This window comes from Paraburkholderia metrosideri, from assembly GCF_904848625.1.
Classification (GTDB): domain Bacteria; phylum Pseudomonadota; class Gammaproteobacteria; order Burkholderiales; family Burkholderiaceae; genus Paraburkholderia; species Paraburkholderia metrosideri.
Genome location: NZ_CAJHCP010000005.1, coordinates 292,398 through 309,904, shown reverse-complemented (window position 1 = coordinate 309,904; position 17,507 = coordinate 292,398). Strand labels below are relative to the sequence as shown.

18 protein-coding genes are annotated in these 17,507 nt (G+C 61.2%); 6 read left to right on the top strand and 12 right to left on the bottom strand.

Going from position 1 to position 17,507, the window contains the following annotated elements; genetic code table 11:
* Window positions 1-103 precede the first annotated feature (103 nt).
* Window positions 104-1,210: a hypothetical protein gene (locus LMG28727_RS12500; RefSeq protein ID WP_201642630.1), complete on the top strand. Its 1,107-nt coding sequence runs from the start codon at window positions 104-106 to the stop codon at window positions 1,208-1,210.
* Window positions 1,211-1,714: 504 nt separating this feature from the next.
* Here the strand turns inward: LMG28727_RS12500 and LMG28727_RS12495 are convergent.
* A complete protein-coding gene (locus LMG28727_RS12495) occupies window positions 1,715-4,168 on the bottom strand; it encodes a glycogen/starch/alpha-glucan phosphorylase (protein ID WP_201642629.1) in 2,454 nt (817 codons plus the stop codon).
* Window positions 4,169-4,941: 773 nt separating this feature from the next.
* On the opposite strand from LMG28727_RS12495, the gene LMG28727_RS12490 reads away from it, so the two are divergent.
* The gene (locus tag LMG28727_RS12490) at window positions 4,942-6,309 is read left to right on the top strand and encodes an MFS transporter (protein WP_201642880.1); all 1,368 of its coding nucleotides are present in this window, start codon (window positions 4,942-4,944) and stop codon (window positions 6,307-6,309) included.
* A gap of 113 nt (window positions 6,310-6,422) precedes the next feature.
* On the opposite strand, the gene ltaE is transcribed toward LMG28727_RS12490, so the two are convergent.
* Window positions 6,423-7,430 (bottom strand): low-specificity L-threonine aldolase, encoded by a 1,008-nt coding sequence (gene ltaE / locus LMG28727_RS12485; RefSeq protein ID WP_201642628.1) that lies wholly within the window; start codon window positions 7,428-7,430, stop codon window positions 6,423-6,425.
* Window positions 7,431-7,636: 206 nt separating this feature from the next.
* Between ltaE and LMG28727_RS12480 the strand changes: the two genes are divergently transcribed.
* Window positions 7,637-7,891, top strand: coding sequence for a hypothetical protein (locus tag LMG28727_RS12480; RefSeq protein WP_201642627.1), 255 nt, complete (start codon window positions 7,637-7,639; stop codon window positions 7,889-7,891).
* 137 nt (window positions 7,892-8,028) lie between these two features.
* Here LMG28727_RS12480 and LMG28727_RS12475 read toward each other — a convergent pair whose 3' ends face one another.
* On the bottom strand, window positions 8,029-8,661 hold the full coding sequence (locus tag LMG28727_RS12475; RefSeq protein ID WP_201642626.1) for a hypothetical protein: 633 nt from the start codon (window positions 8,659-8,661) through the stop codon (window positions 8,029-8,031).
* A gap of 755 nt (window positions 8,662-9,416) precedes the next feature.
* Between LMG28727_RS12475 and LMG28727_RS12470 the strand changes: the two genes are divergently transcribed.
* Both LMG28727_RS12470 and LMG28727_RS12465 read left to right on the top strand, forming a co-directional pair.
* Window positions 9,417-9,668, top strand: a complete 252-nt coding sequence (locus LMG28727_RS12470) for a hypothetical protein (RefSeq protein ID WP_201642625.1) — start codon at window positions 9,417-9,419, stop codon at window positions 9,666-9,668.
* A gap of 87 nt (window positions 9,669-9,755) precedes the next feature.
* On the top strand, window positions 9,756-10,010 hold the full coding sequence (locus LMG28727_RS12465) for a hypothetical protein (protein ID WP_201642624.1): 255 nt from the start codon (window positions 9,756-9,758) through the stop codon (window positions 10,008-10,010).
* Window positions 10,011-10,091: 81 nt separating this feature from the next.
* Here LMG28727_RS12465 and LMG28727_RS12460 read toward each other — a convergent pair whose 3' ends face one another.
* From LMG28727_RS12460 to LMG28727_RS12445, 4 genes are all read right to left on the bottom strand, one after another.
* The gene (locus LMG28727_RS12460) at window positions 10,092-10,472 is read right to left on the bottom strand and encodes a hypothetical protein (protein WP_201642623.1); all 381 of its coding nucleotides are present in this window, start codon (window positions 10,470-10,472) and stop codon (window positions 10,092-10,094) included.
* Window positions 10,473-10,550: 78 nt separating this feature from the next.
* A complete protein-coding gene (locus LMG28727_RS12455) occupies window positions 10,551-10,694 on the bottom strand; it encodes a hypothetical protein (protein ID WP_201642622.1) in 144 nt (47 codons plus the stop codon).
* 259 nt (window positions 10,695-10,953) lie between these two features.
* The gene (locus LMG28727_RS12450; RefSeq protein ID WP_201642621.1) at window positions 10,954-11,721 is read right to left on the bottom strand and encodes a peptidoglycan DD-metalloendopeptidase family protein; all 768 of its coding nucleotides are present in this window, start codon (window positions 11,719-11,721) and stop codon (window positions 10,954-10,956) included.
* Between the two features lie 201 nt (window positions 11,722-11,922).
* On the bottom strand, window positions 11,923-12,234 hold the full coding sequence (locus LMG28727_RS12445) for a cupin domain-containing protein (protein ID WP_201642620.1): 312 nt from the start codon (window positions 12,232-12,234) through the stop codon (window positions 11,923-11,925).
* 255 nt (window positions 12,235-12,489) lie between these two features.
* Between LMG28727_RS12445 and LMG28727_RS12440 the strand changes: the two genes are divergently transcribed.
* Window positions 12,490-12,810: a hypothetical protein gene (locus tag LMG28727_RS12440; RefSeq protein ID WP_074767588.1), complete on the top strand. Its 321-nt coding sequence runs from the start codon at window positions 12,490-12,492 to the stop codon at window positions 12,808-12,810.
* A gap of 134 nt (window positions 12,811-12,944) precedes the next feature.
* Here LMG28727_RS12440 and LMG28727_RS12435 read toward each other — a convergent pair whose 3' ends face one another.
* The 5 genes from LMG28727_RS12435 to LMG28727_RS12415 all read right to left on the bottom strand — a co-directional run bounded on the left by LMG28727_RS12435 (window position 12,945) and on the right by LMG28727_RS12415 (window position 17,473).
* Window positions 12,945-13,262: a DUF4148 domain-containing protein gene (locus LMG28727_RS12435; protein WP_201642619.1), complete on the bottom strand. Its 318-nt coding sequence runs from the start codon at window positions 13,260-13,262 to the stop codon at window positions 12,945-12,947.
* A 267-nt stretch (window positions 13,263-13,529) separates the two neighbouring features.
* Window positions 13,530-14,939, bottom strand: coding sequence for an NADP-dependent phosphogluconate dehydrogenase (gndA, locus tag LMG28727_RS12430; protein ID WP_201642618.1), 1,410 nt, complete (start codon window positions 14,937-14,939; stop codon window positions 13,530-13,532).
* Window positions 14,940-15,287: 348 nt separating this feature from the next.
* Window positions 15,288-15,920 (bottom strand): DUF938 domain-containing protein, encoded by a 633-nt coding sequence (locus LMG28727_RS12425; RefSeq protein ID WP_201642617.1) that lies wholly within the window; start codon window positions 15,918-15,920, stop codon window positions 15,288-15,290.
* Between the two features lie 14 nt (window positions 15,921-15,934).
* The gene (locus LMG28727_RS12420) at window positions 15,935-16,540 is read right to left on the bottom strand and encodes a pyridoxamine 5'-phosphate oxidase family protein (protein WP_201642616.1); all 606 of its coding nucleotides are present in this window, start codon (window positions 16,538-16,540) and stop codon (window positions 15,935-15,937) included.
* Between the two features lie 39 nt (window positions 16,541-16,579).
* On the bottom strand, window positions 16,580-17,473 hold the full coding sequence (locus tag LMG28727_RS12415; protein WP_201642615.1) for an NAD-dependent protein deacetylase: 894 nt from the start codon (window positions 17,471-17,473) through the stop codon (window positions 16,580-16,582).
* Window positions 17,474-17,507: the final 34 nt, after the last annotated feature.

Sequence of the window (17,507 nt, the reverse complement as noted above, 5' to 3'; positions counted from 1 at the left end):
GCGGCCTTCCATTGACGATCGCCGGCTGTGCTGTCCGCCGCCAGGCCGACGGCCAGCAATGCCGCATCCGGCCAGGGACCCGCCTTTTAGCGAAGCGTGATCCATGTTCCTGTCGTCCCTCGATGCCGTTCTCCGGCACATTCGTCTCCGTTTGCATCCCCGCCTGACGGCTCATCGACGCCGTTTCAATGTGCCACTGCTGATTGCGTCGGTCGCACTGAGCGGCTGCGGCACCACCTTCCCGCCGCCCGCCCCGCCCGCGGTCAACGCCACGCTGATCAACGGAGGCAACGACGGCCTGCTGATTCCGTTGCACGTGGAACGCGCCGATGAGGATCACGCGCGCCTGGGCCTGCCGATCCAGCTCGACGGCACGCCGCGCTATGTCGCGCTGGACACCGGCACGCAAGGCGTACGCGTGTTGCGATCGGCACTACCTAAGTCGAACTACGCGAGCGCGGGCGGCACCACGTCGTTGGCGTTTGCAAACGGCTCCGAGGTGGTGGGCTCGCTCGTCACGGTGCCGTTCAGCATCGCCGGTACGCAAGCGGCACCAGTCGTCGCGCAAGCGGTCGATACCGTGCGCTGCCGGACAGGCGCGCGAGGCTGCGTCGCTATCGACGGCTATACCGGCGAATTCGGCTGGGCGTTTTCGGGCATCGCAGGCGTCGGCGCGGATCTGCCCGGCGACAATTGCTGCACGCAACCGCTGCGCGCGTTGACCGGCAACATCGGTCAACGGTATCTGGTGCACTCGAACGTCGCGAAGCCGTTCCTCGTGCTGAGTCCGTCGAGCTCGCTGACAAAAAACTACACGATGGTGCCGATGGCGGCGTCAAAAGATGGCGCATCACAATGGCCCACCGGCTGCGTGCGAGTCGCCGACAAGATGACCTTTTGCGCACCGCTGGTGTTCGCGACGGGCAACTCCGGCATGATCCGCATCGAGATGGACAAGGCACCGGCCTGGACCGGCGACGACGAAGCCGGCAAGGTCCTCAATCAGGGTAACTATGTGACGGCGATCGGCGCGGGATCGTGGACGCACCGCTACGAGAACGCGCAGGTGACGATTGTCAAGGCAACGCCGGGGGCAAACCGTATCGTGGTGGGTTTGATGGCGATGCAGAACATCGACGTGCTGTTCGATTTTCAGCGTGGGCAATTGGGCTTGTATGCGGCGAATGCGAGTGAGAGCTTTGCACCTTGAGCGATTTCTTTTGAATGGTTCGGCAAACGTCGCGTCAACGCACGCTTGCCCCTTTGATAACCCTTCATGAAAGTAAGCAACTGTTAATGAAGCCGTGCCAAAGCGCACACGCGTAATTTGCCGTCACATGCGCCGCAGAACAACATCGTATGCTTTCCCTCAAATACGAAAGGCTGAAAAAGAGAGGAAATCATGATCAGACTATTGATATCAGCATTATGTGCAGTGGGCCTCGCGGGGTGTGTCGTCGCGCCTCCTTACGCGTATGCGCCGGCACCGGCGTATGGCTATGCGCCCGGCTACTATGCTGCGCCGAGCGTCAGTGTAGGCGTCGGGGGTTACTACGGCGGACGTGGCAGATGGTAAGTGCTGACACGCGCTAGCGGACCGGTCTCACGCTGCGGCCGCCGACTGCGGCAACTGCGGCAACCTGCAATACGCGACAAAAAAGCCGTGCGCAATTCCATTGCGCGCACGGCTTTCTTTTTTCCATCGCGAGAATCGTCACTCCATATTCAGCGGATTCACTCGCCAGATATTTCGCGCATATTCGCCGATCGTACGATCCGAAGAAAACTGCCCCATGCCCGCGACATTCTCGATTGCGCTTTCGGTCCATGCGCGTTTGTCGACGAAGCGTGCATCCACTTCGTCCTGCGCCTTTGCGAACGCGTCGAAGTCGGCGAGCACCATATAGTGATCGCCCCAATCGACCAGCGTGTGGAAGATGTCCGAGAAACGAAGCGGATCGTCCGGCGAGAAGAAGCCCGTGCGGATCTGGTCGAGCGCCATACGCAGTTCCGCATTCTCCTCGTAGATCTGTCGAGGCCGATAACCGGTGGCGCGCAACGAGTCCACTTCATCGGCGGTATGGCCGAAGATGAAAATGTTGTCGCGACCCACGGCGTCACAGATTTCGATATTCGCGCCATCCATCGTGCCGATTGTCAGCGCACCGTTGAGCGCCAGCTTCATGTTGCCTGTGCCCGATGCTTCCGTACCCGCCATTGAAATCTGCTCTGACAGGTCGGCGGCCGGAATGATCAATTCCGCGACGCTCACGCCGTAGTTCGGCACGAACACCACCTTCAGACGATCGCCGATCAACGGGTCATGATTGACCTTTTCACTGACATCCCCGATCAGTTTGATAATCGTCTTCGCCATCCGGTACGCGGACGCGGCCTTGCCCGCGAACAGCACGACGCGCGGCACCCAGTCGCCCTCAGGATTCTCGCGAATCTGGTTGTAGCGCACGATCACATGCAACACGTTGAGCAATTGCCGCTTGTATTCGTGAATGCGCTTGACCTGCAAATCGAACATCGCATCCGGATCGAAATGCAGCTTCGTGTGATGCGCAAGCCGATGCACGAGCCGCAATTTGCTCTGCCGCTTCGCCTCGCGGAACGCGTCGATAAAGCCGCTATCGGTGCGCAGATTGCGCAACTGCTCCAGCTCGAACAGATTGCTGCGCCAATGTTTGCCGATCTGCTGATCGATCAATGACGACAGCGACGGACTCGCCTGCGCGAGCCAGCGACGCGGCGTGATGCCGTTGGTCACATTGGTAAAGCGGTCGGGATAGACTCGCGCGAAGTCGGCGAAAATATCGCGTGTCATCAGTTGCGAATGCAGCTTCGACACGCCGTTCACTTTATGGCTCGCGACGATCGCCAGATACGCCATCCGCACACGCCGCTGACCATATTCATCGACCAGAGAAATTCGGCGGATCATCTCGCCGTCATACCCCGACTGCTCGCTGACGTGCTTGAGAAACTGCGCGTTGATCTCGAAGATGATCTCGAGATGCCGCGGCAACAGGCGCGCGAGCATTTCGACGTCCCACGTTTCGAGCGCTTCGGGCATCAGCGTGTGATTCGTGTACGAGAAGATCTGCGTGACGTGTTTCCACGCCTTGTCCCACGGAAGATGGTGCACGTCCACCAGCAAACGCATCAACTCGGGAATCGCGAGTACCGGATGCGTGTCGTTCAGATGCACCGCCACCTTTTCGCTAAAACGCCCGAACGTGCTGTGCGTGCGTTGATAACGGCGAATCAGATCCTGCATCGTCGCCGAGACGAAAAAGTACTCCTGACGCAAGCGCAGTTCGCGACCCGCTGGCGTCGAGTCGTCCGGATACAGCAGACGCGAGACATTCTCCGACATGTTCTTGGTGTCGACCGCATTGCGATAGTCGCCCCGATTGAACGCACCGAGATCGAGTTCTTCGGTTGCGCGAGCGGACCACAGACGCAGCGTGTTGGTCGCGTCGGTCGCATAGCCGGGAATGACCGTGTCGTACGCGGTCGCATTCACATGCTCGGTGTCGATCCATTCGACGTGTTCGCCACGTTGCACCGTACGACCGCCAAAGTGCACCATGTACTTGATCTCAGAGCGCGGAAACTCCCACGGATTCCCCGCGCGCAGCCAGTAATCGGGCGCTTCGACCTGCTCGCCGTTGACGATCTGCTGGCGAAACATCCCGTATTCGTAACGGATGCCGTAGCCGAAACCGGGGATGCCGAGCGTGGCCATCGAGTCCAGAAAGCAGGCCGCGAGCCGGCCGAGGCCGCCGTTGCCGAGCGCGGCGTCCGGCTCGATATCGGTCAGCGTATCCATGTCGACACCGAGACTCGCGAGCGCCTCTTTCATCTGGTCATGAATGCCGAGCGCGAGCAGCGCATTCGTAAAGGTTCTGCCGATCAGAAATTCCATCGACAGGTAATAGACGCGTTTGACGTCCTGTTCGTATTGCAGGCGCGTGGTTTTCATCCAGCGCGCAACCAGCCGGTCGCGCACGGCGAGCGCCGCGGCGTGCAGCCAGTCATGCGGATGCGCGGTGACGGCGTCCTTGCCGACCCCATACATCATGCGATTGGAAATTGAGCGCCGTAGCGCGTCGACGGTACTGTTGAGCTGGTCGAATTCCAGATCGACGGCTGTCATCGAAGCCTCCGGGAAAGAACGACGCGACATACGCGAACCGCACAGGTGACGGACGGGAGGCGCGTGCCGGTCAGGCGGGTTAACAAACAGAGTAGGACATTTTACGGCTGCCGCACACCGGCCGCGCGCGAGCGCTTGCTCACGCACATGCCATGCCCGGCGACACGCGCCGCAGCGACGGTTTTGCGCACGCGGGTGGTGCACGACGCGCGTGCGCGGCACTGCGCGCGTGCATCGACCGGCACAAAACAGGCAAACGCTTGCGAAGCGTTGCGCGGTTGTCTGGAGCCGGCAACGTCATTATTTTTTCAAACCATGTCGAGGTCATGTCGCATGCATGAACCGGTCGATTACTGCGGGTACTCGCCAGGTCAGTAGTCAAATCGCCTCCCTCATCTGCTGAACGGTGGTGCGGAATCGCGTGTGACAAGGTGAGGGTCGATCAGTTTCATCAGCGTTGATTGAAATTGACCGTTAGTTGCGCACTCGATGCATCGGGCAAAACTCGATACGCATGCATACGAACGCCTTTCGGCCTGCGTGCTGCCCAGCACATTTGCCGCGTCTCTGTAACAATCGCTACATTCGCCGCACGAAGGGCTTCATTTGTCGTACCGCCCAGTGCGCTTCATCTCACGCAAACCCTGTCTTGTGAAAGCCGTGCCGGGTCTCTCGGACCCGTCACGCTATCCGGCATGCATAACCCGACGAGCCACGCCTTGTCCGATAAACCCAGCGCCACTTTCGACTCGACTCTCCCCGCGGACGGCCCGATGTCCGCCGCCAACCGCCGCGCGATGGCGGCCATCATGCTCGCCGTCGCACTCGCCACGCTCGACACCGCCATCGCCAACACAGCCCTACCCGCTATTGCCGCGGATCTGCACGCAGCGCCCGCGGCATCGGTGTGGATCATCAACGCGTATCAGCTCGCGGTGGTCGCCACGTTGCTGCCGCTCGCGGCGTTGGGAGACATCGTGGGGCATCGGCGCATTTACATCGGCGGCATTGCGCTGTTCACCGTTGCGTCGCTCGCGTGTTCGATGGCGTCGACGCTGCCGTTGCTCGCCGCCGCCCGCATCCTGCAAGGTCTGGGCGCGAGCGCGATCATGAGCGTGAATACGGCGCTGATCCGTTATCTATACCCACCGCATCGGCTGGGTCGCGGTCTTGGGATGAATGCGCTGATCGTCGGTGTGTCGTTCGCGGTTGGGCCGACGGTGGCATCGGTGATTCTGTCTGTCGCAACCTGGCCGTGGCTCTTTGCGGTGAACGTGCCGCTCGGCGTGATTGCATTGGCCTTCGCGTGGCCGGCGCTGCCGCAGACCGCGCGCGGCAAGCACAATTTCGATCCGGTCGCGGCGCTGCTGAACATCATCACCTTCTCCGCGCTGATTTTTGCGCTCGGTGAGGCGGCGCAACGTGCGTCGACGCAGTTGGTGCTGAGCGCGGCAGCCATCGCCGTGGTATTCGGCTTTCTGATGATCCGCCGCGAAAGCGGCCACCCTGCGCCGATGCTGCCGGTCGATCTGTTCAAGCGGCCGGTGTTCGCTTTGTCGGCGGTGACGGCCGTGTGCTCGTTCGCCGCGCAAGGTCTGGCGTTCGTGTCGCTGCCGTTCTATTTCGAGGACGTGCTGCATCGCAGCCAGGTCGAAACAGGTTTTCTGATGACGCCGTGGCCCGTGGTGGTGGCGCTGGCCGCACCGCTCGCGGGCAATCTGTCGGATCGCTATCCGCCTGGCTTGCTGGGAGCGATCGGGCTCGCGGTGCTGTCGGCAGGGATGGCGTCGCTGGCGTTATTGCCAGCGCATCCGCATGTGCTCGACATCGGTATCCGGATGGCGGTGTGCGGCGCGGGTTTCGGCTTTTTCCAGTCACCGAATCTGAAAGCGCTGATGGCCAGCGCGCCGCCGGAACGCAGCGGTGGCGCGAGCGGCATCGTCGCGACTGCGCGCTTGCTCGGTCAAACCACGGGCGCGGCACTGGTCGCGTTGAGCTTTGGGATCGCGGGGCGGCATGGTCCGACGCTCGCGCTCGGCGCGGGTGCATTCTTCGCTGGCGCGGCAAGCCTCGCGAGCGGATTGCGATTGTTCGCGCCGTCGCATCGCGCGGGCGGTCATGTGAAGGCGTCGGCAAAATAAAAAGCGGGTGCGCTATTGATCGCAGCGCACCCGCTTTACTTTGTCCTCACCTGGTGATCACCAGGTGATCACCGGCCACTTACGCGGCCACTCACGCGCGAATCAACCGCCTATCAATGCGCGGCGAAATAACCCTTCACGGCGGCAATAAACGTATTGATATCGTCACGCGACACGTCTTTATGCGTAACGAATCGCGATGCATAAAGCATCTGCGTGAGAATGCCACGCTCCTTCAGCCACGCTTCGAGCGGCGCGCAATGCTGCTGCGGAAATTGCGCGAACACCATGTTGGTCGCGACTGACTGCACCTTGACCGGATCGATCGACTCCAGAGCCGCCGCCAGATGCGCGGCGTTCGCGTGATCGTCGGCGAGGCGCTCGACGTTGTGATCCAGCGCGTACAAACAGGCCGCCGCGAGCACCCCGGCCTGACGCATGCCGCCGCCCAGCACCTTGCGCCAGCGATGCGCGACGTCGATCAACGGCTGGCTGCCGACCAGCACCGAGCCGACCGGCGCGCCCAGACCCTTCGAAAAGCAGATCGATACGGAATCGAACGGCTCGCACAAAGCGGCAAGCGGCTTGCCCGATGCAACCGCCGCGTTGTACACGCGAGCGCCGTCGAGGTGAGCGGACAGACCGCGTTGACGCGCAAGTTGAACCGCTTCGGCGACATACCCCGCCGGCAACACTTTCCCGCCGATGGTGTTTTCCAGCGCCAGCAGGCGCGAGCGCGCGAAGTGATTGTCGATTGGTTTGATGGCAGCCGCGATCTTCTCGAGCGGGATCGAACCGTCGGCGGCATTTTCGAGCGGTTGCGGCTGGATGCTGCCGAGCACCGCCGCGCCACCGCCTTCATATTTGTACGTATGCGCCAACTGGCCGACGATGTACTCATCGCCGCGCGCGCAGTGCGCCATCAGCGCCGCGAGATTGCTTTGCGTGCCGCTCGGGAAGAACAGGCCCGCTTCCTTGCCCGCGCGTTCGGCAACCGTGGCTTGCAGACGCAGTACGGTGGGGTCGTCGCCCCAGACGTCGTCGCCGACCTCGGCGGCCGACATGGCCGCGAGCATCGGAGGAGTCGGACGGGTGACGGTGTCGCTGCGCAAATCGATCATGGTGAGTCCCTGTGCGTCTGTGGATAACAGCCTGTGACAGTCGCCGTGCGCGTCATGCCGTGCGTCGATTTCTGGCGCGCGCCGTCGGCGGGTTAGCCGCACATTTTGCTTTTTGGCCGGGGATTTGTCATTGGTGCAGCGCAGCAGGGATATTGGCAGCCACGGAACGGTAGACTCGTCGCGCGGCGCGTACTTGGATCGCCGCGGTGGCGATTAGCTATGGCGCTCTTCGCTCTTCGCTCTTCGCTCTTCGCTCTTTGCTTTCCGCGCCGCGCGGCGGCGATGAGCCCATCCCGCTCAGGCAGATCCTCGCGGTTGTCGAGGCGATGCTGCAGCCGTTGTCGTTCAACCCATCGCTCGTCGGTGCTGCCAGAAAACCTGACTTCGAGCAATTTGATCGCGGTGATGCCAGCGCGACCGGCCATGCACGCAGACGGACCGGCCGTTGGATCGCCCATTGAGATTCCGGGCTTCACGAACACTGTGACGTGACACGAGCGAACGCATCAGACGCCCGGGTCATCAATGGCGTGCGCGCTGCTGGTTCAAACGTATGCGGCGTGTCGACAGGACGCGCCGCGCTCCTTTGCAACAACCTTTAATGCCGCGCTTTCTCGATCGCGCTGGTCGCCAGTTCGCGCGCGAGATCCGCATACAACTCCGCCCATTTGCCCAGCAGACTCGGTTCGTCTGTCAGGAAAAGCGGATGCTGGACCCAGGCGCTGATCTCGGTCCCCTTCCAGGCCATCTCGAAGATGCGCATATCCTCATCTTCGCTAATGCCGATATCGACCAGCTCGCGGAAAGCGGCAAGGTTCGACAGTGCGACGTTATGCGCGGTGAGACCATAAATTGCAGCCAATGCACCGGTCGCGCGCGTTCGCGCATCGTCGCGATCATCAGCAATCAGGAATACGATGCTTTCGCCGTGAGCGGCATTGAATACGGCCCGAAACAGCGAGGTTTTGCAGCGATGGCTGAGTTGCGTGCCCATGGTCGCGTTGGCTCCTGAAAACTCTTCGTCGTTCTGTGGGATCGCGGGAGTGCTGCTTTTTTGCTTTTTGGGTGATCTGGAAGGTAGCGGCCTGAGAATCTGCGCCTCGAATTCGCGCCGCCGGCGACGGGAGCGATAGGCGTCGCTGCCCCAGTAGAGATAGACGCCGCACACGGTGAGGCAGGCTAGCGCGAGAATTCCAACGCCCCCGAGTACAGCCAGATCGGCATGCGCCATTTCAGGCCCCCCTTTAGTCCTCTAGAGTCGCGCGCGCCTTGTCTGCCATTTTCCGGACCCTTTCCGCAAGATCGGGCAGGAGCCGGAATCTTAAGCTCAGCCAACCAGGATGCGCTTCATTCCCGTTGACGGCCACGCGATTGAACATTCCGTTAATGCGCTTTCTGGTCAGCCCGGCTTTAATACGACCGGGACTGGCGGCTTGCCATGAATCAGAACTTGACCGCCCCGTTCGACATTGCAACCAGCCCCACGCATGAACCGGCGAGAAGCGGCAGCGGACCGATCTGCTTTCATCGTCGGCGGGGCCATGGTTGTGTGGGGCTAAAGGACGATGTTGCGAGTATCGGACGGGAGCGGTAATTGATCAACAGAGCACACCTCTCTATTGACCAATTCGTTCTGCTATAGGACGCTATCCGATTCCACGCCCCATATCTTCAGAAAAGTGCCTGTTTAGCCAGGCGCTGGAATCCTGCCGGCACCTATCCAGGCTAATCCCCGCCGGCTTCGTCCGGTCCGATTTCCTCACACGTATTTGCCACCGGCTTTTTTCCGCGTGCAACACCATATGTCACATAAATGGATGGCACGATTGTCTTCAACCGAAACGCTCCGTTTGAATTTCTAATACTGCGTTCGCCATTCGCCTATTGAGTAGTTAAGCGCCTTCTGCGAAATGGTAACAGTTGCCGCATGGCAAAATTCAACATTACAATGCGCTTTCTATTACCCATGTTCAAAGGGGATGTCCAATGGTTCTATTCCACCTTGGCGCGGCAATTCAGGCGTCGACCATCAGGCTGGGCAATACCTTCGTCGCCCGCGCCTGCATTCTGAAGGAAGATGGCGAATCCACCTCGTTGGGCGATCTTGGTCAATTTGCAAGCCAGAGTTGCGCGTTTGAATTTGCCGTACGCTGCGCCAAAGCCTTTGTGGAAGATCTGCCCATTCCTCGCTCCCCGTTTGGCAGATGGTCAAGTCTGGATGAAGCCGCCGCGAGTTAAAAAGCGGCCACGCAACAGAGTGCGTCCCGTCATGCTCGATACGATCGATGCGGCACGCGAGAACTGAAGCCACTCAAAGGAAACGCGATGTATAAACCCGTGTTGAGCCGTTTTCAGTACACCCGCAAACATGGCAAGCAACGCACCTATGACGTAACGGTCAATCTGGTGCAAAAAGCGTCTGGTGTTTGTTCATATGCAGCATGGGTGCATTTCGAAACTCAATTCAAGGGTTCGGGATTAATGCTGCCACTCGTTGCCAACACCCGCGATGCCGCCGTGCAGGAAGCAAGAAAGCGTATTCAGGAGGATATCGATAATCTGGTGGGCATCGACGAATAGCGTTGATAGCCGTCATTCCTCTCGTTATGCATCGCTAATGGAAATCGGATTGGCATCCGCATTATTTCCATTGAAGCGTCTTTATTGGCGATCAGGCGGTGGGCGTTGGCGAAAACTATTGGAAATTGAAATCAGCGTCACGCCGTCTGCTGTGCCGACCACATGCGCGCGGTAATCAATGAGCACGGCTCGCACGGTGACACTATCCGCGCCGCCCGGACAACCGATCAATGTCGCCGTGTGGTCGAGGTAGTCTGCTGTCGCGGGCGACTCGCCGAGTCGGCGGCATGCATCCCCTTCTTTTGGATAACCATTACCGATCGGCGTTAGCGAGGCGGGCCACGCAAAAGGCTGCGGCGCAGTCGTTGCTGCGCCGACCGGATTGCTACCGACGCCCCACGCGGCGAACATGATGGCGCCGAACACGTGCGCGGCACGAAATGATCTGCCAGCGCTTGCCATGGGCTTTCCCCCGCGTTGATATCCGCATGCCATGTCAGCCGATACTGGCCATCACGACAACCAGCACCGTAGGCAACCTCAACTCATATGCGAACCTGCGTTGGCGCGATTGCGTTGCCGCTGCCTTCGCCGCCGCGCGCGAACTATGCTGACGGCGATCAGCACAATGACCAGCAACGCCAATTCGATAAACGCGGGGAATTGAATCGGATCGTGGAACATGATGGAACTCCACCAGATGGTCCATTCATATTACGTCACGGGAGTTATGACGGTGTGAGATCCGTTACTGTCACGGTGAGCGAGCCGCGGCGCATGAACCATGCGGCCTGGACCGACGGTGCCAATGGTGGCGATCGCGCCAGCGCCGGCGGCAAGACCCTGCAAGACCGCACTCCCTGCGTTCTCCCGCGCTACACGAACCGCGCCGGGTGATCCACAGGAAGTACTCCGGTTAGCGCCGGTTCAGGTGGAACCTCACTCACCCACCCGACTTCGGCAACCACGCCAGCGGATCGACTGGCTGCCCGTTCTGACGGACCTCGAACTGGATCGATGCCGTGCCGTGGCTATCCACTCCGACCTGGCCAATGGTCTGCCCTTGCGCGACCGCATCGCCTTCCTTGACGAGCAACGCGCTGTTCTGCCCATAAGCGGTGATCAGCGAGTCGTCATGTTTGATGATGATCAGCGGACCATATGCTTCGATTCCGGAACCTGCGTACACCACTCGACCGGTAGCAGCCGCCTTGACCGGATCGCCCGGACGGCCACCGATCACGATGCCGTTCGAGCGGCCCGGCGCGAAAGTCTTCAGAACCGGACCGTGCAGCGGCCATTGCAGCACACCCTGCTGCGGTCCCGTGGATGCGGTCGGTGCCGTCGGTGCGGCAGGCGCAGCCGGCGAGACATTGACCGGCGGCGTCACGACACTGCCGGAGGCCATCGGCGGAGACACGCGCAGCACCTGGCCGGGATTGACGGGCGAATTCACCGCAAGGCCATTCCACCCGGCGATTTCCTGCGGATTGCGACCGTATGCCGACGCGATGCCGCCAATCGTATCGCCCGGATTGACGCGGTAGAAACCGGCGGGAACAGGGACCGTGCTAAGGGTGGTCGGGCTGGTCGGCGCACTGCTGTAGAACGGTGTGCTCTCCCACGGCGTGCTGGTACAGCCGCTGATCATCGCGGCAAACGCAGCCGCTGTCAGCAACCGGGTCCCCGTCACTTGCCATTGTCTTGTCATGTGATTTTCCTCGACACTGATTTCAATCGGATTCAATCGATGCCCAAGCATTTGCCGTGCCGCCAGACCTGACGCCCTGTGGCCGCTATCTGAACGGTACGGCAGGCAGTGGCAATCCACCCGCCATTATGCCGCCCTGCACGCCGCCAACGGCAGCGCAAAGGCCCCGGGGCACCGGCATGGACATGGTCGCGCCCATGCTCAGACGCTGCCCTGCGCCTCGACTACCAGAACCCGCGCCGCGCCAATCGGATGAGCGACGTGCTCGGTGCCAATCGAAGCGTAGAACACGTCGCCCGTCTCCAGAATCGCGGACTGCTCGACTCCGTTCTCGCGATAACGCATCTCGACCCGGCCATCCAGCACGGCGAACACTTCCTCGCCGTCGTTGACATGCCACTTGTACGGCTGGTCGGTCCAGTGCAGACGCGTGGTGATACCGCCCATGTTGGCGATGTCGAGCGCCCCCCACGGGCGCGTCGCGGTGAAGTTCCTGCTGCGGATAATCTTCATGGTCGATGGGCAGTTGAGAAATTCGACGCCGTCGCGGCTTTTTTGCCGCCTCCACAAGGCCGTCGGGCCTGCCCGACCGGTGTTTCGGCTGGCCCACATTATAGGTCTGCCGGCTTACCCGTCTGCGCGCTGCAACGCTTTAACCCAAATTCGTATGAATATTGCAACCTCGGAGGTCTCGCCTATACTCGTTCAACCTGCGCGTAGTGGACCCACGCACCCACGACAACGTCTGAATCCTGCGAGGAGTTGGGGATGAACAAAGCCACCTTTCTGGCCGTGCAACTCAACGTCGACGATATTGCGGCGTCGCCCGGTCTGGTCGAGTTGCTGAACACGCACCTCGTCTTCGCCGCCGATGTCGCCGAAGCCGCCGACGCACTGGTGCAACTGGCCAGCATCGCAGGGTTGTCGAGCGGGGTCGAAGCGAGCGTCGAGATTCCCGCCGTGGCGATCGAGCGGTTACGCGAGGCGCTGGACAATCTGAGCGGCTACGACGAATCGTGGCTGCTCGCGCTGGAGCCGAGCCGCGCGTTGTTCGACGAAATAGGCCGGCGCCATCGCACACTGCATTAGCAGGCGGAGTTCTCCCCGCCGTAAACGACAAAACGCCATCCGCTAAAGCCGGATGGCGTTTTTTATTGCTCGCCGCCAGATTAGCCTGACAGCGCTTCAACCCGACCCGATTGCAGAAGCCGGGTTACCGACGCTTAGTTACCGAAATAAATCGAGTTACGGTCGTTGCTGCTGGTCGAATGGCCCGATTGCGACGTGCCGACTGCAGGTGCACCGTAACCGCTGTTTTCAGCCTGCGCGGTGCCGTTCTGCGCATCTACGCGAGCTTGTGCAGCAAGCAGATTGCTCGGGTAATCGGTGTGATCGCCGATTGGGTTATAGCCGGCCTTTTCGAGTTGAACCAGTTGAGCGCGGACATCGGCGCGTGTGAGCGGCTGGTTCGATTGAGCGAAGGAAGCGACAGGTGCAACCAGGGCGGCAGCGACGACAACGGCAGAGATCAGGGACTTCATGATGTAAACCTCCATAACTTGTTTTGTAGTGCGCTCAGGACTGGTACTCCCGAAACGCTTAAAAACAAGTCTACGAGCGTCGACATCTAGGGGAAATACTTAAAACAACGAAACTCTATTTCGATTTTCGAAATAATAGCCGCGCCAAATCGCATTAATTACATTTGGCCAATACTTTCAGCAACAATACACTTTGGACAATTCAAGCGGCAGCGCAACCCGGCGCGCTTTGTTCCAGCTGCGCGCCGGGTTGCGATTCAAACGCGTTTAGCTCCAGTTAGCGTGGAAGCTGCCCGGCTTGTCGGTACGTTCGAACGTATGCGCGCCGAAGAAATCGCGCTGCGCCTGCACCAGGTTCGCCGGCAGACGTTCCGAGCGATACGCGTCGAAGTACGCGACCGCCGACGCAAACGCCGGCACCGGCACGCCTGCATTGATCGCAGCCACCACGACTTCACGCAGCGCGGCCTGGTAGTTCTTCGCGATGTCGCGGAAGTACGGATCGAGCAGCAGGTTCGCGATCGCTTTGTCTTTCGTGTAGGCGTCCGTGATCTTCTGCAGGAAGCGGGCGCGGATGATACAGCCGGCGCGGAAAATCTTCGCGATCGTGCCGAAATCCAGATCCCACTTGTACTCTTCCGACGCAGCGCGCAGTTGCGCGAAGCCTTGCGCGTACGAGATCACCTTGCTGAAGTACAGCGCGCGGCGCACCGACTCGATGAACGCGTCACGCTCGGCGCCGAGCGGCTTGGCCTGCGGCCCTTCGAGCACCTTGCTCGCGGCCACGCGCTGATCCTTCAGCGACGACAGCACGCGTGCGAACACCGCTTCGGTGATCAGCGGCAGCGGCGCGCCGAGATCGAGCGCGTTCTGGCTGGTCCACTTGCCGGTGCCCTTCTGCGCAGCGCGGTCGAGGATCACGTCGACCAGATCCTTGCCCGTTTCGTCGTCTTTCTTGCTGAAAATCTTCGACGTGATTTCGATCAGGTAGCTGTCGAGTTCGCCCTGGTTCCACTCGGTGTAGACCTTGCCGAGTTCTTCATTCGACAGACCCACCACCTGCTTGAGCACCGCATAGCTTTCGGCGATCAGCTGCATGTCGCCGTATTCGATGCCGTTGTGCACCATCTTCACGAAGTGGCCCGCGCCGTCCGGTCCCATGTACGCGACGCACGGCTCGCCGTCCGGCGCCTTCGCGGCGATTTCGGTAAGGATCGGAGCGACCAGATCATAAGCCTCGCGCTGGCCGCCAGGCATGATCGACGGGCCTTTCAGCGCGCCTTCCTCGCCGCCCGACACGCCCGTGCCGATGAAATGCAGACCGGCCTTCGCCAGCTCCTGATTGCGGCGGATGGTGTCGGTGAAATGGGTATTGCCGCCGTCGATCAGAATGTCGCCCTTGTCGAGCAGCGGCTTGAGCGCGTTGATGGTGGCGTCAGTGCCTTCGCCGGCTTTGACCATCAGCAGAATGCGACGCGGCTTTTCCAGCGACTCCACGAATTCTTCCAGCGTGAAGGCCGGCACCAGCTTTCTGTCCGGATATTCGGCGATGAGTTCGTCGGTTTTCTCGCGGCTACGGTTGTACACCGACACCGCGTGGCCGCGGCTCTCGATGTTGAGTGCCAGATTGCGGCCCATCACCGCTAGCCCCACCACGCCGATTGCCTGTTTGCCCATGTTGAATTCTCCAGAGTCCAAAAAAATGTCGAGACGCCGCGCCGCAAGCTTCGATGGCGCAACGTCGAGGGTGAAAGAATAAAAGAAATGTGAGCTTGCCGCTCGTTGGCGGGCAACGGGCGGTGCTGCGTGCGTTGTGTCAACTGCCTGTCAACTACGTATCAACTGCAAATCTACTGCGTGCCGCGCGGCCGGTAGTGCGTGACGACACGCGTCATGCGCGGCACCTCCGCGCGACACCCGTCAGGCAAACCGGTCTACCCCTGCAACCAAAACCTGATTAGATACAAGGCGATGCGGCCTGTATGCGGCCTGTATCCGGCCTGCCTCCATCGAACCCACGCACTCTCAGACCTGTCCCGTGCCGGGGCGTTTCCTGAACACCAGACTGAAATTGTTAGCCGGCATCGCGATCGGCTCATCGCACACCAACCCGTGCGACGCACCCAATGCCACCACGGTTTCCATCTCACGCACGCCCCAAGCCGGGTCGCGGCTGCGCAACTGTTGATCGAATGCGTCGTTGCTCGGCGAAGTATGCGCGCCGCCGCGTTTGTATGGGCCGTAAAGGTACAGTACACCGCCATCGACCAACCGGCGGCTCGCGCCCGCGAACAATGCCTGCGTCGCGCTCCACGGCGAGATGTGAATCATGTTGATGCAGACCACGGCGTCGAGCGAATCCACGCCCCAGTCGGACTGATGCACGTCGAGCGCCAGCGGCGCGCGTACGTTCGGCAAGCCGTCATGCGCTATCCACGCGACGATCGACGCACGCGCGTCGGCATCGGCGTCGCTCGGTTGCCAGTCGAGACCCGGCAGCGCGGCGGCGAAGCACATCGCGTGCTGACCGGTGCCGCTTGCGATTTCGAGCACGCGGCCGCTGGCCGGCAACGCGTCGCGTAGCACGGCCAGAATCGGCTCGCGATTGCGTTCCGCGGAAGGCGAACGTTGCCGCAACGCCGGGTGGGATTCAGTCATGTTGGGTCTTTATGTCAGTAAAGCGTAGTGCGTACACGTTCCGCAAGTTCATGGTCGTAGGTCAGGGCGTCGAAATGCTCGCCGTTGATATGCCGGTGAATCTCGCCCGCGCTGGGCAGCCGGGAGCGTTCGACGTGCAGCGCCGGATCCCAAAGCTTCGAGCGCACCAGCGCTTTCGAACAGTGAAAGTACACCGAGTCGACATCGATCAGCAGCACGGTGCGCGGCAGTTTACCTTCGACGGCGAAACTGTCCAGCCATTCGGCGTCATTGGTGATCCGGCCACGGCCGTTCACGCGCAAACTCTCGCCAACGCCCGGGATGATGAACAGCAGCGCGAGCCGCGGTTCGGTGATGATGTTGCGCAGGCTATCGAGTCGGTTATTGCCGGGACGATCCGGCAGCGCGAGCGTCCGCTGGTCGACGATACGCACGAATCCCGGCACGTCGCCGCGCGGTGAACAGTCGAGTCCTTCGGGACCGGCAGTGGCCAGCACGGCAAAGGGCGCGGCCTCGATGAACGCGCGATAGTCGTCATTGACGTAGTTGATCTCTTTCGCCAGCGCGCGTTCGTGCGGCTGTTGGTAGAGGGCTTCGAGTTGTTCGATCGTCGTCAACATCGGCGCTCCTTGCAGGCTTTGTGTCACGGGGCGACCGGCTCAGTCCAGCGCCAGACGACCGGCCAGCGCGGTCAGCGTGTCCGCGCATGGCGCCGCGATCTTCAGCGACAGTAGCGGATCAGCGCGCGTGCGCCCCAGATTGATCGCGGCGATCGGCTTGCCCAGCTTCTGCGCCCACACGCAAAAGCGATAACCTGAATAGACCATCAGCGACGAGCCGACCACCAGCATCGCGTCGGCCGAATCGAGCGCATGCGACGCCGCATCGACCCGTTCTTTCGGCACGCTTTCGCCGAAGAACACCACGGCGGGCTTCAGCATGCCGCCGCAATTCGCGCAGCGGGGAATGCGGAAGCCGCCGAGATCGTGCCATTCGAGATGTGCGTCGCCATCGGCGGCGGTTTCGGCAGTGACGTTCAGCAGCGCGGGGTTGTCGGCCTCCAGCGTCTGCTGGATCGATGCGCGCGAATGCTGCATCCCGCAATCGAGACAGGTGACGCCGTCAATGCCGCCATGCAACTCGATCACCCCCCGGCTACCGGCCCGTTGATGCAGACCGTCGACGTTCTGCGTCACCAGCGTCGGCACATGACCGGCCGCTTCGAGCCGGGCCAGCGCGACATGCGCGGCGTTGGGTTGCGCGTGCGCGACCACCGGCCAGCCGACCATGCTGCGTGCCCAATACCGCTGGCGCATGGCCTGCGTGCCGAGAAACTCCTGCAGCGTGATCGGCGGCGAGCGCTTCCATGCGCCGTTGTCGTCGCGATAACCTGGGATGCCCGAATCGGTGCTGATGCCCGCGCCGGTCAGTACGAACAGACGCGGGTAACGCTGCACGAAGCTGTGCAGATCGTCGAGCGTAGACGACTCGATCAACGGGTCGCTGGACGGTTCGGTGAGTGGTTGAATGAGCGCGGGCTGAAGGTCGGTCATGAGGGACACGATGGAAGGCTGCGGACTGGGAACG